Origin of the sequence: Pantoea sp. Lu_F5_004 (assembly GCF_051136245.1) — a bacterium.
Taxonomy (GTDB): domain Bacteria; phylum Pseudomonadota; class Gammaproteobacteria; order Enterobacterales; family Enterobacteriaceae; genus Pantoea; species Pantoea agglomerans.
Genome location: NZ_CP194946.1, coordinates 3,885,174 through 3,909,132 on the forward strand (window position 1 = coordinate 3,885,174; position 23,959 = coordinate 3,909,132).

15 protein-coding genes, 1 tRNA gene, 1 rRNA gene and 1 riboswitch are annotated in these 23,959 nt (G+C 54.5%); of the genes, 6 read left to right on the plus strand and 11 right to left on the minus strand.

What is annotated here, in order from left to right; all coding sequences use genetic code 11:
• Positions 1–192 precede the first annotated feature (192 nt).
• Positions 193–268 (minus strand) — tRNA-Glu (locus ACR8BN_RS18005).
• 86 nt (positions 269–354) lie between these two features.
• A 16S ribosomal RNA gene (locus ACR8BN_RS18010) occupies positions 355–1,894 on the minus strand.
• Positions 1,895–2,527: 633 nt separating this feature from the next.
• Here ACR8BN_RS18010 and purH point away from each other — a divergent pair.
• Positions 2,528–4,117 carry a bifunctional phosphoribosylaminoimidazolecarboxamide formyltransferase/IMP cyclohydrolase gene (purH, locus tag ACR8BN_RS18015; protein ID WP_064704174.1) on the plus strand — a complete coding sequence of 530 codons (1,590 nt, stop codon included), beginning with the start codon at positions 2,528–2,530 and terminating at the stop codon, positions 4,115–4,117.
• 19 nt (positions 4,118–4,136) lie between these two features.
• Positions 4,137–5,417 (plus strand): phosphoribosylamine--glycine ligase, encoded by a 1,281-nt coding sequence (gene purD / locus ACR8BN_RS18020; RefSeq protein ID WP_083070738.1) that lies wholly within the window; start codon positions 4,137–4,139, stop codon positions 5,415–5,417.
• Positions 5,418–5,449: 32 nt separating this feature from the next.
• On the opposite strand, the gene ACR8BN_RS18025 is transcribed toward purD, so the two are convergent.
• From ACR8BN_RS18025 to nudC, 6 genes are all read right to left on the minus strand, one after another.
• Positions 5,450–6,112, minus strand: a complete 663-nt coding sequence (locus tag ACR8BN_RS18025) for a DUF1481 domain-containing protein (RefSeq protein ID WP_010261073.1) — start codon at positions 6,110–6,112, stop codon at positions 5,450–5,452.
• Positions 6,113–6,181: 69 nt separating this feature from the next.
• The gene (hupA, locus tag ACR8BN_RS18030; RefSeq protein WP_003850136.1) at positions 6,182–6,454 is read right to left on the minus strand and encodes a nucleoid-associated protein HU-alpha; all 273 of its coding nucleotides are present in this window, start codon (positions 6,452–6,454) and stop codon (positions 6,182–6,184) included.
• A gap of 188 nt (positions 6,455–6,642) precedes the next feature.
• The gene (locus ACR8BN_RS18035) at positions 6,643–7,233 is read right to left on the minus strand and encodes a YjaG family protein (protein WP_010261070.1); all 591 of its coding nucleotides are present in this window, start codon (positions 7,231–7,233) and stop codon (positions 6,643–6,645) included.
• 63 nt (positions 7,234–7,296) lie between these two features.
• Positions 7,297–7,965 (minus strand): deoxyribonuclease V, encoded by a 669-nt coding sequence (nfi, locus tag ACR8BN_RS18040; RefSeq protein WP_010261068.1) that lies wholly within the window; start codon positions 7,963–7,965, stop codon positions 7,297–7,299.
• Positions 7,966–7,967: 2 nt separating this feature from the next.
• A complete protein-coding gene (gene hemE / locus ACR8BN_RS18045) occupies positions 7,968–9,035 on the minus strand; it encodes a uroporphyrinogen decarboxylase (RefSeq protein ID WP_010672222.1) in 1,068 nt (355 codons plus the stop codon).
• A 40-nt stretch (positions 9,036–9,075) separates the two neighbouring features.
• Entirely contained in the window at positions 9,076–9,846 is a 771-nt protein-coding gene (gene nudC, locus ACR8BN_RS18050; RefSeq protein WP_010672223.1) for an NAD(+) diphosphatase, read from the minus strand.
• An 89-nt stretch (positions 9,847–9,935) separates the two neighbouring features.
• On the opposite strand from nudC, the gene ACR8BN_RS18055 reads away from it, so the two are divergent.
• The 3 genes from ACR8BN_RS18055 to thiE all read left to right on the plus strand — a co-directional run bounded on the left by ACR8BN_RS18055 (position 9,936) and on the right by thiE (position 13,334).
• Positions 9,936–10,442 carry an Rsd/AlgQ family anti-sigma factor gene (locus ACR8BN_RS18055; RefSeq protein WP_010261059.1) on the plus strand — a complete coding sequence of 169 codons (507 nt, stop codon included), beginning with the start codon at positions 9,936–9,938 and terminating at the stop codon, positions 10,440–10,442.
• A gap of 152 nt (positions 10,443–10,594) precedes the next feature.
• A riboswitch (TPP riboswitch) is annotated at positions 10,595–10,695 on the plus strand.
• A gap of 87 nt (positions 10,696–10,782) precedes the next feature.
• On the plus strand, positions 10,783–12,705 hold the full coding sequence (thiC, locus tag ACR8BN_RS18060; protein WP_434747196.1) for a phosphomethylpyrimidine synthase ThiC: 1,923 nt from the start codon (positions 10,783–10,785) through the stop codon (positions 12,703–12,705).
• A gap of 2 nt (positions 12,706–12,707) precedes the next feature.
• Positions 12,708–13,334: a thiamine phosphate synthase gene (thiE, locus tag ACR8BN_RS18065; RefSeq protein WP_109654310.1), complete on the plus strand. Its 627-nt coding sequence runs from the start codon at positions 12,708–12,710 to the stop codon at positions 13,332–13,334.
• A 194-nt stretch (positions 13,335–13,528) separates the two neighbouring features.
• Here the strand turns inward: thiE and ACR8BN_RS18070 are convergent, their stop codons facing one another.
• Positions 13,529–14,983 carry a PLP-dependent aminotransferase family protein gene (locus ACR8BN_RS18070; RefSeq protein ID WP_033759501.1) on the minus strand — a complete coding sequence of 485 codons (1,455 nt, stop codon included), beginning with the start codon at positions 14,981–14,983 and terminating at the stop codon, positions 13,529–13,531.
• Positions 14,984–15,157: 174 nt separating this feature from the next.
• On the opposite strand from ACR8BN_RS18070, the gene ACR8BN_RS18075 reads away from it, so the two are divergent.
• Positions 15,158–15,340 carry a DUF1127 domain-containing protein gene (locus ACR8BN_RS18075; protein ID WP_033787304.1) on the plus strand — a complete coding sequence of 61 codons (183 nt, stop codon included), beginning with the start codon at positions 15,158–15,160 and terminating at the stop codon, positions 15,338–15,340.
• Between the two features lie 55 nt (positions 15,341–15,395).
• Here ACR8BN_RS18075 and rpoC read toward each other — a convergent pair whose 3' ends face one another.
• Positions 15,396–19,619, minus strand: a complete 4,224-nt coding sequence (gene rpoC / locus ACR8BN_RS18080) for a DNA-directed RNA polymerase subunit beta' (protein ID WP_010261049.1) — start codon at positions 19,617–19,619, stop codon at positions 15,396–15,398.
• A gap of 129 nt (positions 19,620–19,748) precedes the next feature.
• The gene (rpoB, locus tag ACR8BN_RS18085) at positions 19,749–23,777 is read right to left on the minus strand and encodes a DNA-directed RNA polymerase subunit beta (RefSeq protein WP_010261046.1); all 4,029 of its coding nucleotides are present in this window, start codon (positions 23,775–23,777) and stop codon (positions 19,749–19,751) included.
• Between the last annotated feature and the right edge of the window lie 182 nt (positions 23,778–23,959).

Genomic DNA, 23,959 nt, shown 5'->3' on the forward strand with positions numbered 1-23,959 from the left:
ACAACGCTGCGTGCTGCAAGCATTTGAGAGACTCGAACGCATCGCTTTGTCATTCCTTATTACGGAGGAATGACGCGCTGCGTCGTTTCAATTTTCAGCTTGTTCCGGATTGTTAAAGAGCAATATCTTAAACATGACTCGTAAGTCATCTTTAAGATATGTGGGTAACATCTTTCACCTGTCACCAAGCTTTGGCGTCCCCTAGGGGATTCGAACCCCTGTTACCGCCGTGAAAGGGCGGTGTCCTGGGCCTCTAGACGAAGGGGACAATTAAGTCTGTCTTCGAAAGACACTTTGCTCGTTATTTTCTATCAGACAATCTGTGTGGACACTGCGCGGGAAGGTATCTTCAGGTAAGGAGGTGATCCAACCGCAGGTTCCCCTACGGTTACCTTGTTACGACTTCACCCCAGTCATGAATCACAAAGTGGTAAGCGCCCTCCCGAAGGTTAAGCTACCTACTTCTTTTGCAACCCACTCCCATGGTGTGACGGGCGGTGTGTACAAGGCCCGGGAACGTATTCACCGTGGCATTCTGATCCACGATTACTAGCGATTCCGACTTCACGGAGTCGAGTTGCAGACTCCGATCCGGACTACGACGCACTTTGTGAGGTCCGCTTGCTCTCGCGAGGTCGCTTCTCTTTGTATGCGCCATTGTAGCACGTGTGTAGCCCTACTCGTAAGGGCCATGATGACTTGACGTCATCCCCACCTTCCTCCGGTTTATCACCGGCAGTCTCCTTTGAGTTCCCGACCGAATCGCTGGCAACAAAGGATAAGGGTTGCGCTCGTTGCGGGACTTAACCCAACATTTCACAACACGAGCTGACGACAGCCATGCAGCACCTGTCTCAGCGTTCCCGAAGGCACCAATCCATCTCTGGAAAGTTCGCTGGATGTCAAGAGTAGGTAAGGTTCTTCGCGTTGCATCGAATTAAACCACATGCTCCACCGCTTGTGCGGGCCCCCGTCAATTCATTTGAGTTTTAACCTTGCGGCCGTACTCCCCAGGCGGTCGACTTAACGCGTTAGCTCCGGAAGCCACTCCTCAAGGGAACAACCTCCAAGTCGACATCGTTTACGGCGTGGACTACCAGGGTATCTAATCCTGTTTGCTCCCCACGCTTTCGCACCTGAGCGTCAGTCTTTGTCCAGGGGGCCGCCTTCGCCACCGGTATTCCTCCAGATCTCTACGCATTTCACCGCTACACCTGGAATTCTACCCCCCTCTACAAGACTCAAGCCTGCCAGTTTCAAATGCAGTTCCCAGGTTAAGCCCGGGGATTTCACATCTGACTTAACAGACCGCCTGCGTGCGCTTTACGCCCAGTAATTCCGATTAACGCTTGCACCCTCCGTATTACCGCGGCTGCTGGCACGGAGTTAGCCGGTGCTTCTTCTGCGGGTAACGTCAATCGACAGGGTTATTAACCCCGTCGCCTTCCTCCCCGCTGAAAGTACTTTACAACCCGAAGGCCTTCTTCATACACGCGGCATGGCTGCATCAGGCTTGCGCCCATTGTGCAATATTCCCCACTGCTGCCTCCCGTAGGAGTCTGGACCGTGTCTCAGTTCCAGTGTGGCTGGTCATCCTCTCAGACCAGCTAGGGATCGTCGCCTAGGTGGGCCATTACCCCGCCTACTAGCTAATCCCATCTGGGTTCATCCGATAGTGAGAGGCCCGAAGGTCCCCCTCTTTGGTCTTGCGACGTTATGCGGTATTAGCCACCGTTTCCAGTGGTTATCCCCCTCTATCGGGCAGATCCCCAGACATTACTCACCCGTCCGCCACTCGTCACCCAAGAGCAAGCTCTCTGTGCTACCGTCCGACTTGCATGTGTTAGGCCTGCCGCCAGCGTTCAATCTGAGCCATGATCAAACTCTTCAATTTAAGTTTGATTTGCTTAAACAAGTTAAGCGGTGCTCATCTGTAAAACGTCATAATGAATTTCATTATGTGTTCACTCGTGAGGCTTGATATTTTTTTACGTCCGGAGACGCTGATATCAATCCTGCGAGTGCCCACACAGATTGTCTGATAAATTGTTAAAGAGCAGTGCGAACAGTGCGTTAGCGTCCTGTCGCGAGGTGGCGTATATTACGCTTTCCTCCTGCAGAGTCAACCTCTATTTCAGAAGTTTTTCTCCGGCGGCGCAGTCTCCTGTGCCTCTCAACCCGTTTTCCGTTGCCGGTGTTCCGTGTTGATGGATGCGCATTATAGGGAGTTGTCTGAGAGGCGCAACCCATAAATTGCATAAAAAAGAGCGTTCGCTGCATTCCACAGCAAAAGCGGCTGTTATACGCAGTTACACACAATGTTATCCACATTAGTCGGGCCAGATAAATTTAGGCGAGCATCACGCAAACGTTTTCGCTACAATGCCGGGCGAAGTTCCGGACACCCCTTTTCGGGGCGTTACCTGAGGTTTTTGATTTTTTCTTCCTATATAGAGAAGAGAAAACCGCTGTAAAGCCTGATGTAACGCTCTTATACACGCGAAACAAAGCCAAGGGATAAACCACCATGCAACAAACTCGTCCTGTACGCCGCGCATTGCTCAGTGTCTCTGACAAAGCCGGTATCCTCGAATTTGCTCAGGCGCTCTCAAGTCGCGGTGTCGAACTGCTCTCCACAGGCGGAACAGCTCGCCTGCTGGCGGATGCGGGTCTGGCTGTCACAGAAGTCTCTGACTACACCGGTTTCCCGGAAATGATGGATGGACGCGTCAAAACCCTGCATCCCAAAGTGCATGGCGGCATTTTAGGTCGTCGCGGCCAGGATGATGCCATTATGGCGCAGCACGACATCAGCCCAATCGACATGGTGGTCGTTAACCTCTATCCCTTTGCACAGACCGTCGCCCGTGAAGGATGTTCACTGGAAGATGCAGTGGAAAATATCGACATCGGTGGCCCGACCATGGTGCGCTCTGCTGCCAAGAACCATAAAGATGTGGCAATCGTGGTCAGCAGCGGCGACTACGATGCGATCATTGCCGAAATGGATGCCCATGAAAATGGTCTGAAGCTTGAGACCCGTTTCGATCTGGCGATCAAAGCGTTTGAACACACTGCCGCGTATGACAGCATGATCGCTAACTACTTTGGCAGCCTGGTGCCCGCCTATCACGGTGATCGTAATCAGCCCGCCGGCCGTTTCCCGCGTACTCTGAATCTGAACTTCATTAAGAAGCAGGATATGCGCTACGGTGAAAACAGCCATCAGGATGCTGCCTTCTATATAGAAGAGAATATCACTGAAGCTTCAGTGGCGACTGCCCGGCAGGTTCAGGGTAAAGCGCTCTCCTATAACAACATTGCTGACACGGATGCTGCACTGGAGTGCGTCAAAGAGTTCAGTGAACCCGCCTGCGTCATCGTCAAACATGCGAACCCTTGTGGCGTAGCGACCGGTGACTCGCTGCTGGCAGCCTATGATCGCGCTTACCAGACCGATCCGACCTCCGCATTTGGCGGCATCATCGCCTTTAACCGCGAGCTGGATGAAGCAACTGCGCAGGCCATTATCAGCCGCCAGTTTGTTGAGGTGATTATCGCGCCAGCGGTTTCCGAGGCTGCGCTGAAAATTACCACCGCGAAGCAGAATGTCCGTGTCCTGATCTGCGGCCAATGGCAAAACCGTACTGCCGCACTGGATTTCAAACGTGTCAACGGGGGTCTGCTGGTACAGGATCGCGATCTCGGCATGGTCGATGCCAGCCAGCTGCGCGTAGTCAGTAAACGTCAGCCAACCGAACAGGAACTGCGTGATGCGCTGTTCTGCTGGAAAGTGGCGAAGTTCGTTAAGTCTAACGCCATTGTTTATGCACGCGACAACATGACCATTGGTATCGGTGCCGGACAGATGAGCCGTGTCTATTCCGCTAAGATTGCCGGCATTAAAGCAGCCGATGAAGGGCTGGAAGTAAAAGGATCAGCCATGGCGTCGGATGCCTTCTTCCCGTTCCGTGATGGTATTGATGCGGCAGCCGCGTCAGGCGTGAGCTGCGTCATCCAGCCTGGCGGCTCTATCCGCGATGAAGAGGTGATTGCGGCGGCTGATGAGCACGGCATTGCCATGATCTTCACCGACATGCGTCACTTCCGCCATTAATCGTTCTGGAGAGAAACAGATGAAAATTTTAGTAATCGGCAATGGCGGACGTGAACATGCTCTGGCCTGGAAAGCAGTCCAGTCGCCGCTGGCGGAAACCGTGTTTGTGGCGCCGGGTAACGCGGGTACCGCATTAGAGCCTGCGCTGCAGAATGTCGCGATTAGTGCGACTGATGTTCCTGCCCTGCTTGAGTTTGCCCGGCGTGAAAAGATTGATCTGACGATTGTCGGCCCCGAAGCGCCGCTGGTAATTGGCATCGTGGATGCCTTCCGTGAGGCCGGGCTGGCTATCTTTGGTCCGACTCAGGCCGCTGCGCAGCTGGAAGGCTCTAAGGCTTTCACTAAAGATTTCCTGGCGCGTCATCAGATCCCGAGTGCGGAATACCAGAACTTCACCGAGGTTGAGCCCGCTCTCGCGTATCTGCGTGAGAAAGGCGCCCCTATCGTCATCAAAGCCGACGGCCTGGCCGCAGGTAAAGGCGTAATTGTGGCGATGACGCTGCAGGAAGCTGAGGATGCGGTTCAGGATATGCTGGCCGGTAACGCCTTTGGCGATGCCGGACACCGCATTGTGATTGAAGAGTTTCTGGATGGCGAAGAAGCCAGCTTCATCGTGATGGTGGACGGCGAGCATGTGCTGCCTATGGCCACCAGCCAGGATCACAAACGCGTGGGCGATGGCGATACCGGTCCGAACACCGGCGGAATGGGTGCCTACTCTCCGGCTCCGGTTGTCACCGATGAGATCCACCAGCGCGTTATGGATCAGGTTATCTGGCCGACCGTGCGCGGCATGGCGGCTGAAGGCAATGTCTATACCGGTTTTCTCTATGCCGGTCTGATGATCGATCACACCGGGCAGCCGAAAGTGATCGAATTCAACTGCCGCTTCGGCGATCCAGAGACTCAGCCGATCATGCTGCGTCTGCAGTCGGATCTGGTCGATCTTTGCCTGGCCGCCTGTGACGGTAAGCTGGATCAGAAAACGTCACAATGGGATCCCCGCCCTGCGCTGGGTGTGGTCCTGGCGGCGGGCGGTTATCCGGGTGACTACACTCAGGGCGATCAGATTCACGGTCTGCCACTGGAAGAAGTTGCTGACGGCAAGGTATTCCACGCCGGAACACGGCTGGAAGAGGATCGGGTGCTGACAAACGGTGGCCGCGTGTTGTGCGTAACCGCGCTGGGCGACGATGTGGCCGCGGCACAAAAGCGGGCTTATGAGCTGACACAGCCAATCTCATGGCAGGGCAGCTTCTGTCGCCGCGATATCGGCTACCGCGCCATTAATCGCAAATAAGTTCAGGGGGCACCAGGTGCCCCCTTTTCAATTCACATATCTTCTTCTGTCGGCTGCTGTGAGCAGTCATCCTGCTGACTGACCCGCAATAGCTGTATCCCTTCCGGCGCTTCAAGCCATGACACCATCAGCGGTGCCGATGCGCGGCGTTGCTGCTGTGTCAGCATCTGCAGAGCGTCGGCGTCAAAAGCCGGTCTGACCTGCTGGCCTTCGCAACTCTCCAGCACATTGTTTCCCAGCCAGTGTCCCTGTCTGAGGAACACCTGACCGCTTAATAGCGCATCGCTGAGGTTACGCATCCGCTCGGCATCAAACTTATAGAGCTCAACCGCATCCGGACTGACCGCTTCACGCCGGCCTGAAAGCTGGCGCTGCATAAAGTTAAGACCGCCAGCCTGGTCAAAGCGCAGGGTCACATCATCAGGCTGGTTGCCCTTCACCTGACGCTGGATGCTGATCAACGACTCTTCCAGCCAGACATAATCCGTCACTTCACCCTCACCGCCACTGAACGGCGTATAGAAGGTGCGGATATGGACCGACTGGTGGTCGCTGTTTTTACGCCAGATACGAACAACACCACGATCGGCAAGATAGCCACTGGCAGAAAAGGGGGGAATATCCGGAGTAGAGCTGCAACCGAAAAGAAACAGGGAGAGAAACAGAACAGATAAACGCTGAAACAGCGGGGTCATGATGGCTGGCCTCTTAAACAAAAGGGGCGAAACGCCCCCTGTTTTAAAGCTTAACCGCAGTGCGACGTCTTACTTAACGGCGTCTTTCAGCGCTTTACCAGACACGAATGCCGGTACATTTGCTGCAGCGATTTTGATCTCTTTGCCAGTCTGCGGGTTACGACCGGTACGCTCAGCGCGGTGGTTCACTTTAAAAGTACCAAAACCAACCAGTTGTACAGCATCACCATCTTTCAGAGACTCAGTGATCGCAGCCAGAGTAGATTCCAGCGCTGCCTTTGCCTGGGTTTTAGACAGGTCAGCTTTTTCTGCGATCACATCAATCAGTTGAGTCTTGTTCATAAGTTATCCTTAAAGTGTATTTATCGCTTGCTAAGCAACGAGTGCGAGGGAAAAGCCATATTCTGGCACTCTTCTGCCTGCACGCACCGATAGCCACAATTTTCAGCCCCCCAAATGTAGACCAGACAGGGGGCCAATGTGAAGCCTCCAGGCGCGCTAATTCGGGCCTGAAGTCACGTTTTATCGCCTTACTGCTGGAAATTTATACCGATGTTGCTAATTCCAGCTTCACGCAGGTCAGATCGCAGACCTTTAATCAATTCAAGGTCGCGCTCTTCACACTCCGCCAGCAGGCGGAAAATCTCCCACTGAAGGTCCCACTCATCGATGATAGCCGGGTTTTCACGCAGCTCTTCGTCGGTCATTTCGCGTCCAGCCTGGGTCATTTCCAGCATGGCGATAGTGGTAATTGAGGTCTCGCTGACTTCAATTGCATGCTCAAGAGTTTCACCGCTCAGCTGCGCATGTACGACTTCGCTTAATGCCACACAGGCATCGATAGCCGGATAAACGCCGTAAACCTCAAACGCATCACCATCCGGAATGGCGGCTTCGAGCTTTTCCAGCTGGCTGTCGAAGTTAATCTTCGCATCTTTGACCGTCAGGTTTTCCCAGATCAGATCAAGAATACGGCGATAGAGTGCCGGATCGGCAAATTCAGTCTGCTCGCAGAACGCACGATAGTTGGGATACATGCGCTCGCACAGGCAGGCCATAAAAGTAAGGTGCTGCCAGCTTTCCAGCTTCGCCAGACGCAGATGAACGGGATTTTGTAACATAAAGATGGCTCTTATTCGTTTCGCTGGCCGCAGTGTAACTGCAAAACCGCAGCACAAACAGTGTTAAAGCGCGTTTTGCCAGCGCTGGAAAGCGGTTCGGTTCGAGGCAACCGCGTCGGCCCAGCGGGTCGGTTCCGGCAGGCGGTAACCACGCGTACAGTTTTCGACCCACTGCAACGCGGTATCCAGGCTGACACGATGACCGGTGGCGACAAACAGCGGATTACAACGGAGCTTGCTGCGCCATACCCAGCCTATCTGCTCACCTTTGTCGATCAGTGGCTGGCGACTGCCAGGCTGCGCATCCAGATCGGCAAAACGGCCACACAGGCGACTTTTCGCGACACCAATGGTGGGCACATCGACCAGCAGACCAAAATGTGACGCGACGCCAAGTCGTCGTGGATGCGAAATACCGTGTCCATCCACAAACAGCAGGTCCGGCTTTTGCTCCAGCATCTGCCAGGCGGCCATCAGCGCTGGATATTCACGGAATGAGAGAAAGCCCGGAATATAAGGCATGGTGGTCTCAACGCGTGCGATGCGATGCTCCACCAGCTTTAAGGAGGGATACTCCAGTATCACCATCGCCGCCCGGGTGATAGTGCCTTCCTGCTCAAATCCAACGTCCGCCCCGCCGATAAAGCGGGGTGGCAGCACATCAAAGTCATCTTCACGCACCACATCAGCGGCGCGTTGTAACTGCTCAGCGCGAAGTGCGGCAATATCCATGATTACTCCTGATGCCAGGGACGTGATAAACGGTGTACCGCCTCAACAAAGACGCCCGCATTTTCCGGTGGCACATCCAGATGAATACCATGACCCAGATTAAAGACATGCCCGGTGCCCGAGCCAAAGCGCTCCAGGATCCCAGCCACTTCCTGTTCGATACGCTCAGGTGCCGCATAGAGCATAGAAGGATCCATGTTGCCCTGCAGTGCGACTTTGTCGCCCACGCGACGGCGTGCGTCATCAATATCGGTGGTCCAGTCGAGCCCCAGCGCGTCACAACCGGTGGCGGCCATCGCTTCCAGCCACTGTCCGCCGCCTTTAGTGAAGAGCGTCACCGGCACGCGGCGACCGTCGTTTTCACGCAGCAGGCCATCGACAATTTTGTGCATGTAATGGAGTGAGAATTCGCGGTAATCACGACCGGTCAGCACGCCGCCCCAGGTATCAAAGACCATAACGGACTGCGCACCGGCGCGGATCTGAGCATTGAGATAGAGGATGACGCTGTCGGCCAGCTTATCCAGCATCGCGTGGAGCGTAGCGGGATCGGCATACATCATCTTCTTAATTTTGGTAAACGCCTTGCTGCTCCCGCCTTCCACCATATAGGTGGCCAGCGTCCACGGACTGCCAGAGAAGCCAATCAGCGGCAGATCGCCGTTCAGGTTCTTACGGATGGTGCGGACAGCATTCATCACATAGCCCAGCTCCATTTCCGGATCGGGCACCGGTAAACGCTCAACGTCAGCGCGACAGGTCACAGGATTTGAGAAACGCGGGCCTTCGCCGGTTTCAAAGTAGAGACCCAGTCCCATCGCATCCGGAATGGTCAGGATGTCACTGAAGAGGATGGCGGCATCCAGCGGATAACGGCGCAGCGGCTGCAGGGTGACTTCACAGGCCAGCTCGGCGTTTTTACACAGCGACATAAAGTCACCCGCCTGGGCGCGTGTCGCTTTGTACTCCGGCAAATAGCGCCCGGCTTGTCGCATCATCCAGACCGGCGTGACATCAACCGGCTGACGTAACAGGGCACGCAAATAACGATCGTTCTTCAGTTCACTCATCTCAACACTCTCTCAATAACAGGCGTGTAGTGTAGCACTTTCACACTTCGGCGCGGCACAGGGCGACGGTATCTTCAATCAGGCGGCGCGCCACGGTGCCTGGCGGTGGCAGCAACGGCAGCTCATCAAAACGGAACCAGGCCGCATCCAGCAGCTCTTTACCGTCGTGCTGCAGATCGCCGCTGTCATACTCCGCCATAAAGGCTGTCATCAGCGATTGCGGGAAGGGCCACGGCTGGGAGGTAACGTAACGGACGTTTTTGACGCGGATATTGCTCTCTTCCATCACTTCGCGGGCAACGGCCTGCTCCAGCGTCTCGCCAACTTCCACAAAACCCGCCAGCACGGTGTAGACCTTGTTGCGATGGCGGGCATGATTCGCCAGCAGGATTTCATCACCGCGACGGATAGCCACAATGATGCAGGGTGCTATCTGCGGATAATAACGCTCGCGACAATGGCTGCAGAGACAGGCAAATTCATGTTTGCTTTGGTGCATTTCATGGCCGCAATAGCCGCACCAGCGATGAGAACGGTAGAATTCTGCCAGTTGCACACCGCGCCCCACCAGCTGAAACAGCGCCACATCCTGATCGATCAGCTGTCGTACTGAGAACATATCGGCAGAACGCGGCTCACAAATCAGCCAGACTTTTTCGCCCTGCCACTCACCGATGGTCCGGGCTTTACTGCCGGTCAAACCAAATTTTTCGGCGTTTCCGTGGGGTAAATCACCTTGTGGCAACCAAAGTTTCTGTTCATGGCTGACAATCCACCATCCAGCGTCTACGCTTGAGATTTCGCATTGCATTTATTTCGTCATCCTTAGCGTCAACTCGCACGCTGAAGTCCTGATGTTAAGTGTGTAGATAAACAACTATAACTCACATGGAGTTAGATATGCTTAACCAGTTAGACGTCCTGGCTGAACGCGTAGGTGGCAGTAATGAACTGGTCGATTCGTGGCTTGAAGCCCGTCGTCAGCTACTGGTGACCTATTATCACCTGGTCGGACTTAAACCAAACAAAGAGGCGCTGACGCGTCTTGATGAGCAGGCTCTGGACAACTTCTGTCACGGTCTGGTCGATTATCTTTCTGCGGGTCACTTCAGTATCTATGAACGCGTGATCAGTGAAATGAGTGGCGACAGCCCGATGATTGCCGCCGCACAGATCTATCCACCGCTGGAAGCCAATACTGAGCGTCTGATGCAGCTGTATGACGGCCACCTGCAGCAGGCGATCGACGACGAGAACTGCATGACCTTCCAGCAGGCACTCTCCGAAGTGGGTGAAGTGCTGGAAGCACGCTTTACGCTGGAAGATAAGCTGATTCAGCTGGCATGGGACAACCAGCTTGTCCCCCCGCCGGTAGCCAATGACAGCCATATCGCGCGTCCGGCTTAATCATCATCTCCGGCAAAGGGGTTGAGATTATCCCGTAGCCCTTTTATGCTGAACAGGTTCTGAGGAGAGTGCTCCAAAGAACCTTTTTTATTTTTGCTTTGAAATATAAGGTTTTTACGCCTGGCACTGTTATCAGACACCAGCGTAAAAACAGCTTCTTGTCGGAGTGCCCAGTTGGGCTGAGACCGTTAATTCGGGATCCGCGGAACCTGATCAGGTTAGAACCTGCGAAGGGAACAAGAGTAAATATTCTCTGTATGCCAGCATGCTTACGCTGTCTATACGGTTACTCCTTCCGAACTCCGGACAAGCATCGTTCCCCCTTAACAGGAAGATTGCTATGTCTGACCAAAAAACAACCCGTCGTGAACAGCGTGCCCAGGCGCAGGAATTTATCGATTCCCTGCAAAGCGGTAGTGCATTTCCCCAGTCCCGCCGCATCTGGATTACCGGCAGCCGCGAGGATATCCGCGTTCCCATGCGTGAAATCGTGCTAAACCCGACCCACATCGGCGGCAGCAAAGAACAGCCTCTCTATGAGCAGAACGAAGCGGTACCGGTCTATGACACGGCGGGTGCCTATGGCGATCCCGCAGCACAGATCGATGTTCATCGTGGCCTGGAAAAGCTGCGCGCCCGCTGGATTGCTGAACGCGACGACAGCGAATTTCTCGAACAGAACAGCTCGGGTTATACCCAGCAGCGGCTGGCTGACGAGGGACTGGATCATCTGCGCTTCGATCAACTCCCGACACCGCGCCGTGCCCGCGCAGGCTGCTGCGTCACGCAATTGCACTATGCCCGTCAGGGGATCATCACCCCGGAAATGGAATTTATCGCACTGCGGGAAAACATGGGCCGTGAGCGAATCCGCAGTGAGGTATTGCTGCAACAGCATCCCGGCCACAGTTTTGGCGCGCATCTGCCAGCCAGTATCACGCCCGAGTTTGTGCGTCAGGAGGTCGCTGCCGGACGCGCCATCATCCCTGCCAATATCAATCACCCTGAATCGGAGCCGATGATCATTGGCCGCAACTTTCTGGTTAAGGTCAACGCCAACATCGGTAACTCGGCGGTGACCTCTTCTATTGAGGAAGAGGTGGAAAAACTGGTCTGGTCGACTCGCTGGGGTGCCGATACGGTGATGGATCTCTCTACCGGTCGTTATATTCATGAAACGCGCGAATGGATTTTGCGAAACAGCCCGGTGCCAATCGGTACAGTGCCGATTTATCAGGCACTGGAAAAAGTGAATGGCGTGGCCGAGGCGCTGAACTGGGAAATATTCCGCGATACGCTGCTTGAGCAGGCGGAACAGGGTGTCGATTACTTCACTATCCACGCTGGCGTGCTGCTGCGTTATGTCCCGATGACGGCGAAACGTCTGACCGGGATTGTATCGCGGGGTGGATCTATCATGGCGAAATGGTGCCTGTCGCATCATCAGGAGAGCTTCCTGTATCAGCACTTCCGGGAGATTTGTGAAATCTGCGCCGCTTATGATGTCTCCCTGTCGCTGGGCGATGGCCTTCGTCCGGGTTCCATTCAGGATGCCAACGATGAGGCGCAGTTTGCCGAACTGCGTACCCTGGGCGAACTGACCCGTATTGCATGGGAATATGACGTTCAGGTAATGATTGAAGGCCCGGGGCACGTCCCGATGCATATGATCCGCCGCAACATGACCGAACAGCTCGACCTGTGCGATGAAGCCCCCTTCTACACTCTTGGCCCGCTGACCACCGACATCGCGCCCGGCTATGACCATTTCACCTCAGGTATCGGTGCCGCCATGATTGGCTGGTTTGGTTGCGCCATGTTGTGTTACGTCACGCCCAAAGAGCATCTCGGGCTGCCGAACAAAGAGGATGTGAAGCAGGGATTGATCACCTACAAAATCGCGGCGCATGCCGCCGATCTCGCGAAAGGCCATCCGGGTGCGCAGATCCGTGATAACGCTATGTCCAAAGCGCGCTTTGAGTTCCGCTGGGAAGATCAGTTTAATCTGGCGCTGGATCCCCATACGGCACGGGCAATGCATGACGAAACCCTGCCGCAGGAGTCGGGCAAGGTGGCCCATTTCTGCTCGATGTGCGGCCCTAAGTTCTGCTCGATGAAAATTTCCCAGGAGGTGCGCGAGTTCGCGGCACGTCAGGATACGCGCGCCGAGCCCGTTGAAGTGGGCATGGCGCAGATGTCAGACCGTTTTCGTCGTCGCGGCGGTGAGCTTTATCATCCCGCCGACGCCACTAAGGAGGAGTAACGATGCCCGCATTTCCCGCTACCGCCCCACGCCTGGGGCTTTATCCGGTGGTTGATAGCCCCGACTGGATTGAACGCCTGCTGGAGATGGGCGTTCGTACGCTGCAGCTGCGCATCAAAGATCAGCCCGATGAGGTCGCCGAGCCCGCCATCGCTCAGGCGATTGCACTGGGTAAACGCTATGACGCGCGCTTGTTTATCAATGACTACTGGCAGCTGGCGATAAGGCATCAGGCTTATGGCGTGCATCTGGGTCAGGAGGATCTCGATGTCGCCGATCTTGCCCGGATTCATCAGGCAGGATTGCGTCTGGGGCTCTCCACCCATGACGATACTGAACTGGACCGCGCACTGGCAATCCAGCCCTCTTACATCGCGCTTGGACATATTTTCCCGACGCAGACCAAAGAGATGCCTTCCGCGCCGCAGGGCATTGAGCAGCTGAAGCGGCATCTGACGCGCCTGACGCATATCCCCACCGTGGCAATTGGCGGTATTTCGATTGAACGCGCACCTGACGTGCTGGCAACCGGCGTGGGCAGTATTGCGGTGGTGAGTGCGATTACCCAGGCAGATGACTGGCGTGAAGCAACACGAACTCTGCTGGCGCTGGCAGAGCCTCACCAATAAGGAATTGTGGAAGCTGTCCCGCATAGCGGCTGCAAAACCAGTAACGCCAGCGTTTCTGCCGGGAAAGTGACGCGCAAAAGCGTAAGTTGCTGCTGGCGTGCTCTGATGTAAAACCTTAACGTGGCCTCCGTCAGGTTAAGGTTATCTGACCAGGGCCGGTTCCCTCCTCTTGCCGGCCCTGCTTCTTCTTTTCGCTATGCGAGAGTAGAAGCTGAAATCTGCGTTTCATGCTGGCACGAGAGCATGGCGCGTTCGACGGCTGCACCCACCAGCGCCAGCGCCTTTTCAGTCTGCTCGTTGATCGGCAGCCCGTAGTTTAAGCGCAGACAGTTACGGTATTTACCCGAGGCCGAAAAGAGTGAGCCTACGGCTATCTGAATTTTTGACTCGCGCAATTCGCGATTGAGCCGGACCGCATCAAACGCTTCGGGGAGCTCTATCCACATCAGAAAACCGCCCTGAGGACGGGAAACGCAGATGCCGCAGGGAAAGTAGTGGCGCACCCAGCAGCTAAAGGTTTCATAGTTACGATGGTAGATTTGCCGCATCCGGCGCAGATGGGGCTGATAATGGCCCTGGCGGATAAATTCGGAGACCGCATGCTGAGGCTGTGTGGCGGTGGAACCTGTGACGATATATTTCATGTGCAGTACACGGTCGCGATAGCGGCCGGGTGCAACCCAGCCGACACGCAAACCTGGCGCCAGCGTTTTGGAAAAGGAGCTGCACAGCAGAACCCGGCCATCGAGATCCAGCGCTTTAATGGTCGCTGGGCGCGGATATTCCCAGGCTAACTCACCATAAACATCATCTTCAATGACCGCCGCGTCAAACCGCTGCGCCAGGGCCAGCAATGCCCGCTTACGCTGCTCAGGCATGATAAATCCCAGCGGATTATTACAGTTAGGTACAACAACGACTGCTTTAATCGGCCATTGATCAAACGCCAGTTCCAGCGCTTCCAGGCTGATGCCGGTTACCGCATCGGTCGGGATCTCAATGGCACGAATGCCAAATCCGCGCAGGGTTTGCATGATCCCGTGAAACGAAGGCGACTCAACGGCAATGATATCGCCCGGCTCGCAGACCGCACGCACGGCTACCGATAAGGCTTCATGGCAGCCGGTGGTAATAACAATGTCATCGGCGGTGAGCTGGCAACCGCTATCTATCGCCAGTCGTGCAACCTGTTGCCGCAGTGCGAGAACACCATAGAGGTTGTCATAATTGAGCAGCGCGATGTCCTGCTTCTGAGCCTGTCGGCTGAAGGCTTTCCACAGCGGCTTAAGCGTCGGTTGGGTCAGATCGGGCATGCCGCTTCCCAGCTGCAACACATCATCTTCCAGACGGCTGTTAATCAGCTCCAGTACCGCATCCCACTGCGTTACCTCAACCGGCCGCTGTGCGGGACGGGTCAGCGCAGGCATCGGGGGCGTCGCTTTACGCGAGGCCACAAAATAGCCAGAGCGCGACTGCGGCGTAATCATCTGCTTCTCTTCCAGCAGATGATAAGCCTGCTGCACGGTGCTGATACTGACGCCATGTTCGGCACTCAGACTGCGTACCGAGGGCAGGCGCTCACCGCTGCGATATAAACCTTGTTCGATACGCTGAGCCAGCAGCGTGGCCAGATGTTCATATCGCGTCATTGTATTTCCTCTGACTCAGGAGCTGAGCATTAACCGGTACAGTTATGTCTCTTTTTTACCATTCAGATCGCCATTACCGCAATCTGTATGTTAAAGAAAGGTGATTTTTGCGTCTGTATCATACAGAGCGATCCGCTGAGAATAGTCCTCAGACAATTCAATGAGGGCACTATCATGGGATACGACGAGAATCGCGCAGCTAAACCGTTTACAGGCACGCCTTACCAGCTGGTTCGTTACTTGTGGCGCAGTTATAAACGCTGGCAGCTGCGGCGTGAGACACGCGTCATCCTGTCGAAGCTGAGTGACAGTCAGCTGAAAGACATTGGCCTTGGCCGCAACGACTGGAATGCCTGAATCAGAGACAAAAAAAAACCCTGCCGAAGCAGGGTTTTTATCAGGCAAAGGACGATTAATCGTCTTTGTTGCCGCCGAGACCGGCGTTTAACAGTTCAGCCAGGCTGGCTGAGGCTTCATCCGCAGTAACCTGCGGTGCAACCGGAACTTCACCTGCCGCTTTGCGGCGCATACGATCCTGATGGTACGCATAACCGGTACCGGCCGGGATCAGACGACCCACGATTACGTTCTCTTTCAGGCCGCGCAGTTCATCGCGCTTACCTGCTACTGCTGCTTCGGTCAGGACACGCGTGGTTTCCTGGAACGATGCTGCAGAGATGAACGATTCGGTTGCCAGTGACGCTTTGGTAATACCCAGCAGGTCACGCATGAAGGTTGCGCCAACTTTTCCGTTCGCTTCCAGATCACGGTTAGAGATCTTGATGCGAGAGAATTCAGCCTGCTCACCTTCCAGGAAGTCTGCACTTCCTGCGCTCACGATGGTTGCTTTACGCAGCATCTGACGAACGATGACTTCGATGTGCTTATCGTTAATCTTAACGCCTTGCAGACGGTAAACTTCCTGCACTTCGTTAGTGATGTAACGGGTCACCGCATGCACGCCACGCAAGCGCAGGATGTCATGTGGAGACTCTGGGCCATCGGAAACCACGTCACCGCGCTCAACACGTTCACCTTCGAACACGTTCAGCTGACGCCATTTCGGAATCATCTCTTCGTACGGCTCACTGCCATCCAGCGGAGTGATGACCAGACGACGCTTACCTTTGGTCTCTTTACCGAAGGAGATGATGCCGCTGATCTCCGCCAGAATAGCTGGCTCTTTCGGACGACGCGCTTCGAACAGGTCAGCAACGCGTGGCAGACCACCGGTAATATCCTTGGTACCGCCAGATTCCTGCGGAACACGCGCCAGCGTGTCACCAGCACTGATCTTCACGCCATCTTCCAGCTGAACAATCGCTTTACCAGGCAGGAAGTACTGAGCCGGCATGTCGGTGCCCGGAATCAGAACGTCGTTGCCGTTGGCATCAACAATTTTCAGCGCAGGACGCAGATCTTTACCGCCCGCAGTACGTTCAGCACTGTCCAGAACCACCAGCGAAGAAAGACCGGTTAAGTCATCTGTCTGACGGGTAATGGTCTGGCCATCAACCATGTCCGTGAAGCGAATGAAACCGCCCACTTCGGTGATGACTGGCATGGTATGCGGATCCCAGTTTGCGACGGTTTCGCCCGCTGCAACCTGCTCACCATCACCTTTCGCCATGGTAGAACCATAAGGAACTTTATAGCTCTCTTTGGTACGACCAAATTCGTCGATCATTTTCAGTTCAACGTTACGCGAGGTGATTACCAGCTTGCCTGCCGAGTTCGTTACCGACTTGGCGTTGGTCAGCTTGATGGTACCTTTGTTCTTCACCTGAATGCTGGATTCAGCAGCCGCACGTGATGCCGCACCACCGATGTGGAACGTACGCATCGTCAGCTGTGTACCTGGCTCACCGATGGACTGTGCCGCGATAACACCGATCGCTTCACCTTTGTTGATGATGTGACCACGTGCCAGGTCGCGACCATAGCAATGCGCACACACACCAAAGTCGGTTTCACAACCTACTACTGAGCGGACTTTCAGGCTATCGACTGAGTTCAGTTCCAGCACGTCACACCAGTGCTCATCGAGCAGCGTGTTGCGTGGAACCAGAATGTCAGCAGTACCCGGCTTCAGAACGTCTTCAGCGGTCACACGACCCAGTACACGTTCACGCAGTGGCTCTTTAACATCGCCACCTTCGATGACAGGTGTCATCATGATGCCTTCGTGTGTACCACAGTCATCTTCGGTAACAACCAGATCCTGTGCAACGTCAACCAGACGACGCGTCAGATAACCGGAGTTCGCCGTTTTCAGTGCGGTATCCGCCAGACCTTTACGTGCACCGTGGGTTGAGATGAAGTACTGGAGTACGTTCAACCCTTCACGGAAGTTCGCCGTGATTGGTGTTTCGATGATGGAGCCATCTGGCTTCGCCATCAGACCACGCATACCGGCCAGCTGACGAATCTGTGCAGCAGAACCACGCGCACCGGAGTCAGCCATCATAAAGATGCTGTTAAAGGAAACCTGTCGCTCTTCTACGCCGTCACGGTTAATAACGGTTTCGGTTGAGAGGTTTTCCATCATCGCCTTGGCAACACGTTCGTTGGCCGCTGCCCAGATATCGATGACTTTGTTGTAACGTTCGCCGGCGGTTACCAGACCAGACTGGAACTGCTCCTGGATCTCAGCCACTTCTGCTTCCGCTTCGGTGATGATTTCCACTTTCTTCTCTGGAATAACCATGTCGTCGATGCCGACAGACGCGCCTGAACGGGCTGCGTAAGCGAAACCGGTGTACATGGTCTGGTCAGCAAAGATAACGGTCGGCTTCAGGCCCAGAATGCGGTAACAGGTGTTCAGCATTTTGGAGATAGCTTTTTTGCCCAGCGCCTGGTTAACGATGGAGAAAGGCAGACCTTTTGGCACGATCATCCACAGGATGGCACGGCCAACAGTGGTGTCGATGATGCTGGTTTTAGCAACCCACTCATCCTGCTCATTTTTCTCGTGTTCGGTGATACGCACCTTAACGCGAGCATGCAGCGATGCGAGGCCAGCGCGATAAATACGCTCAGCTTCTTTCGGGCCAGTCAGCACCATGCCTTCGCCTTTGGCGTTAACACAGTCACGGGTCATGTAGTACAGACCCAGTACAACGTCCTGAGAAGGAACGATGATTGGCTCGCCGTTCGCAGGTGACAGGATGTTGTTGGTCGACATCATCAGCGCACGTGCTTCCAGCTGGGCTTCCAGCGTCAGCGGTACGTGAACAGCCATCTGGTCACCATCGAAGTCGGCGTTATATGCCGCACAAACCAGCGGGTGCAGCTGGATTGCTTTACCTTCGATCAGAACCGGTTCAAAGGCCTGAATACCCAGACGGTGCAGCGTAGGCGCACGGTTCAGCAGAACCGGGTGCTCACGGATCACTTCGTCGAGGATATCCCAGACAACCGCTTCTTCGCGCTCAACCATTTTCTTCGCGGCTTTGATGGTGGTGGCCAGGCCACGCAGTTCCAGCTTGCCGTAAATGAACGGTTTGAACAGTTCGAGTGCCATTTTCTTCGGCAGACCGCACTGATGCAGGCGCAGATATGGACCTACGGTGATAACCGAACGACCAGAATAGTCGACACGTTTACCCAGCAGGTTCTGACGGAAACGACCCTGCTTACCTTTGATCATGTCAGCCAGTGATTTCAGCGGACGCTTGTTGGAACCGGTGATCGCACGACCGCGACGACCGTTGTCCAGCAGTGCATCGACCGCTTCCTGCAACATACGCTTTTCGTTGCGCACGATGATATCTGGCGCAGCCAGATCCAGCAGGCGTTTCAGGCGGTTGTTACGGTTGATCACGCGACGATAGAGATCGTTCAGATCCGACGTTGCGAAACGGCCACCATCCAGCGGTACCAGCGGACGCAGATCCGGTGGCAGAACAGGCAGCACGGTCAGGATCATCCACTCTGGCTTGTTGCCAGACTGTACGAACGCTTCCAGCAGCTTGATGCGCTTGGTCAGTTTTTTACGTTTGGTTTCGGAGTTAGTTTCGTTCAGCTCTTCACGCAGCTGCTCGCACTCCTGCTCCAGATCCATGTTTTTCAACAGGGCCTGGATCGCTTCGGCGCCCATTTTGGCGTCGAACTCGTCACCGAACTCTTCCAGAGCGTCAAGGTACTGCTCTTCAGTCAGAATCTGACGCTTCTCGAGGTTGGTCATGCCACCTTCGATTACCACGTAAGATTCAAAGTAGAGCACGCGCTCAATGTCACGCAGTGGCATATCCAGCAGTAAGCCGATACGCGATGGCAGTGACTTCAGGAACCAGATGTGCGCAGTCGGAGACGCCAGTTCGATGTGGCCCATACGCTCACGGCGTACTTTAGTCTGGGTCACTTCAACGCCGCACTTCTCACAAATCACACCACGGTGTTTCAGGCGCTTGTATTTGCCGCACAGGCACTCATAGTCTTTTACCGGCCCGAAGATACGGGCACAGAACAGACCATCGCGCTCTGGCTTAAAAGTACGGTAGTTAATGGTTTCTGGCTTTTTCACTTCACCAAAAGACCAGGAACGGATCATGTCTGGCGAAGCCAGCGCAATTTTGATCGCATCAAACTCTTCGGTCTTAGTTTGCGCTTTCAGAAACTTAAGTAAGTCTTTCACGGATTAGCTCCCGTCGGAGTGAGACTCAGAGGGCGTCCAACCGAAATTGAACGCCCCGTAACCAGTACAATTGCGAGCGCTTTAAACCCTGCACTTTCAGGCGGCGGCGAACCGCAGCCTGAAAAGGGGTTACTCGTCTTCCAGCTCGATGTTGATACCCAGCGAGCGAATCTCTTTCAACAGTACGTTGAAGGATTCCGGCATGCCCGGTTCCATCTGATGGTTACCGTCAACGATGTTTTTATACATCTTGGTACGGCCGTTGACGTCATCAGACTTAACGGTAAGCATTTCCTGCAGGGTATACGCGGCACCGTATGCTTCCAGTGCCCATACTTCCATCTCACCAAAGCGCTGACCACCGAACTGCGCCTTACCACCCAGCGGCTGCTGAGTAACCAGGCTGTAGGAACCGGTTGAACGTGCATGCATCTTGTCATCAACCAGGTGGTTGAGTTTCAGCATGTACATGTAGCCAACGGTTACCTGACGTTCGAACTGCTCACCGGTACGGCCGTCAAACAGGGTAATCTGACCGGAAGAAGGCAAGCCGCCGAGCTGCAGCAGCTCTTTGATTTCGCTCTCTTTCGCGCCATCAAACACCGGAGTGGCGATTGGCATACCTTTCTTCAGGTTCTCAGCCAGACGCAATACTTCGTCATCGGAGAAGGTGTTCAGGTCAACTTTCTGACGCAGATCGCTACCCAGGTCATAGGCGCGCTGGATGAATTCGCGCAGTTTCGCGACATCTTCCTGCTTTTTGAGCATGGCGTTGATCTTCTCGCCGATGCCTTTCGCTGCCATACCCAGGTGGGTTTCCAGAATCTGACCGATGTTCATACGCGATGGTACGCCCAGCGGGTTCAGAACGATGTCAACCGGCGTGCCGTTTTCATCGTAAGGCATATCTTCAATCGGGTTGATCTTGGAGATAACACCTTTGTTACCGTGACGGCCTGCCATTTTGTCACCCGGCTGAATCTGACGTTTAACAGCCAGATAAACCTTAACGATTTTCAGCACGCCTGGTGCCAGATCATCGCCCTGGGTGATTTTACGACGCTTACCTTCGAGTTTTTTCTCAAACTCGTGCTTCAGTTCGTCGTACTGCTCTGCCAGCTGCTCCAGCTGGTTTTGCTTGGCTTCGTCAGTCAGACCCAGTTCCAGCCAGCGCTCGCGCGGCAGCTTGTCCAGTTTGTCTGCTTCAACGCCACCAGAAATCAATACGTTCTGAATACGGCTGAACAGGCCCGCTTCCAGAATCTGCAGTTCTTCAGACAGGTCTTTCTTGGCCTGCTTCAGCTGCATCTCTTCGATTTCCAGCGCACGTTTGTCTTTTTCCACGCCATCGCGGGTAAAGACCTGAACGTCGATCACGGTGCCTGACACGCCATTCGGTACGCGCAGTGACGAATCTTTCACGTCAGAGGCTTTTTCACCGAAGATAGCGCGCAGCAGTTTCTCTTCTGGCGTCAGCTGGGTTTCACCTTTCGGCGTAACCTTACCAACCAGAATGTCGCCACCGGTCACTTCAGCACCGATGTAGACGATGCCTGACTCATCCAGTTTAGAGAGTGCAGCTTCACCCACGTTCGGGATATCAGCGGTAATCTCTTCCGGCCCCAGTTTGGTGTCACGCGACACGCAAGCCAGTTCCTGAATGTGGATAGTCGTAAAGCGATCTTCCTGTACCACACGCTCGGAGACCAGGATGGAGTCTTCGAAGTTGTAACCGTTCCACGGCATGAACGCTACGCGCATGTTCTGGCCCAGCGCCAGTTCACCCAGATCGGTGGACGGGCCATCTGCCAGCACGTCGCCGCGCTCAACCGGCTCACCCAGAGAAACACATGGCATCTGGTTGATGCAGGTGTTCTGGTTAGAACGGGTATATTTGGTCAGGTTATAAATGTCGATACCGGCTTCGCCAGCATGCATTTCGTCTTCGTTAACTTTGATAACGATGCGTGATGCGTCGACGTACTGTACGGTACCGCCACGTTTGGCAACGGCAGTTACACCGGAGTCAACGGCAACAGCACGTTCCATACCCGTACCAACCAGCGGCTTATCAGCACGCAGAGTTGGAACGGCCTGACGTTGCATGTTCGCACCCATCAGGGCGCGGTTAGCATCATCGTGTTCCAGGAACGGGATCAGTGACGCACCGACAGAAACGATCTGTTGAGTCGAAACGTCCATGTAGTCAACCTGATCGCGGCTGAACAGGCTCGATTCGCCTTTGCTACGGCAGGTGACCAGGTCATCAACAAACGCACCGTTATCATCAAGAGGGGCGTTCGCCTGAGCGATAACGTAGTTACCCTCTTCGATAGCAGAGAGGTAGTGAATCTCGTCAGAAACCAGACCGTCGATAACACGGCGGTAAGGCGTCTCAAGGAAACCGTACTCGTTGGTCTGTGCATACACAGACAAGGAGTTGATCAGACCGATGTTCGGGCCTTCAGGGGTTTCGATTGGGCAGACACGACCGTAGTGCGTTGGGTGTACGTCACGCACTTCGAAGCCGGCACGCTCACGTGTCAAACCACCCGGGCCGAGAGCAGAGATACGACGTTTGTGCGTAATCTCTGACAGCGGGTTGTTCTGATCCATAAACTGAGAAAGCTGGCTGGAACCAAAGAACTCTTTCACCGCGGCCGAAATCGGCTTCGCGTTGATCATGTCCTGTGGCATCAGGGTATCAAGGTCGCCCAGTGACAGACGCTCTTTAACCGCACGCTCAACACGTACCAGACCGACACGGAACTGGTTCTCAGCCATTTCACCAACTGAACGAATACGACGGTTACCGAGGTGGTCGATATCGTCCACTTCGCCTTTACCGTTACGGATGTCGATCAGCTTCTTCATCACTTCGATGATGTCATCTTTGCTCAGGATGCCTGAACCTTCGATTTCATCACGCAGCAATGAACGGTTGAACTTCATACGACCCACAGCAGAAAGATCGTAACGATCTTCAGAGAAGAACAGGTTCTCAAACAGGTTCTCTGCTGCTTCGCGTGTTGGCGGCTCACCAGGACGCATCATGCGGTAGATCTCAACCAGTGCGCTCAGACGATCGCTGGTTGGGTCAACACGCAGGGTCTCGGACATATATGGACCGTGGTCCAGATCGTTGGTGAACAGCGTTTCGATGCGCTTGTGACCGGACTGGCTCAGCTTGGCCAGCAGATCCAGTGACAGTTCCATGTTCGCTGCAATGATCAGCTCACCGGTGCTCTCATCGATGTAGTCTTTAGCGACCACTTTGCCCGCGATATATTCAACCGGAACTTCGATGTGCTGAATGCCATCTTTTTCCAGCTGACGGATATGGCGCGCAGTAATACGGCGTGCTTTTTCGACGTAGACGGTGCCGTTCGCTTCGATATCGAAGGTCGCAGTTTCACCGCGCAGGCGCTCAGGCACCAGCTCCATCTGCAGCTTGTTGTCGCGAATCTCAAACACCACTTTCTCGAAGAAGATATCGAGGATCTGAGGTGTAGTGAACTGCAACGCACGCAGGATGATAGTGGCCGGCAGCTTACGACGACGGTCAATACGGACAAACAGGTTATCTTTCGGGTCAAACTCAAAGTCGAGCCATGAACCGCGGTAAGGGATGATACGTGCGTTGTAGAGCACTTTACCCGATGAGTGGGTTTTACCCTTATCGCTATCAAAGAACACGCCAGGACTACGGTGCAGCTGAGAAACGATAACGCGCTCGGTACCATTGATAACAAAGGTACCATTGTCGGTCATGAGCGGAATTTCGCCCATGTAGACTTCTTGTTCTTTAATGTCTTTTACGGTGCCTTCTGGCGCTTCGCGCTCATAGACCACCAGACGCAGTTTCACGCGCAGCGGTGCCGAATAGGTCACGCCACGGATCTGACACTCTTTCACGTCAAAGACAGGTTCACCCAGGCGATAGCTGACATACTGCAACTCAGAGTTGCCGCTGTAGCTCGCAATAGGGAATACAGAGCGGAATGCAGCTTCCAGTCCGTACTGACCTTCTGGATCTTGCTCGATAAACTTCTGGAACGAGTCGAGCTGGATGGAAAGGAGATAAGGTATGTCCAGTACTTGCGGACGTTTACCAAAATCCTTACGAATACGTTTTTTCTCGGTATAGGAGTAAACCATAGGGTTCCTCAGCTAGCTGACAAGTCGACCCACGCTGTCCGTCCTGACAGGACAGTTCATGCAACACGATTTTGTTTGATTCACTGGCTGCGCAGCAGCAGTGCAATACCTCTTTCTATCACGCTTAAATCATTTCATCGCTGTTGCGAGGGCAGGGAACCCGCACAGGTAGAGCGGTATAT